1 protein-coding gene is annotated in these 257 nt (G+C 61.1%); it reads right to left on the reverse strand.

Annotated elements, in window-relative coordinates:
* Positions 1–257, reverse strand: a 257-nt coding sequence (locus tag CUZ56_RS15220) for a hypothetical protein (protein ID WP_148113778.1), incomplete at both ends; no start/stop codon positions are given.

Genomic DNA, 257 nt, shown 5'->3' on the forward strand with positions numbered 1-257 from the left:
CTGCAAGGGAACCGAAAGCGAGCAGCTCGCCCCAGCCCCAGTCGATGTCGCCGTTTTCGAAGGAACCACCGCGCTTCTTGAGCACGTTGTTCAGGCGCTTGTTCGGCTCGAATTCCTCAGGCAGCTTGCCGTACGAATCCGCAAGGCGCTTGAACGTGTCCTCGCTGATCGAGGTGTCCAGGCCACGAGTGAGCTTCTGCGAGTCCGTGATGCCGGTCTGCTCGCTTGGCTTGCCCTCAGCGGACTTGACATCGGAG

Source organism: Saezia sanguinis, from assembly GCF_003991585.1.
GTDB classification, from domain to species: Bacteria; Pseudomonadota; Gammaproteobacteria; order Burkholderiales; family Burkholderiaceae_C; genus Saezia; species Saezia sanguinis.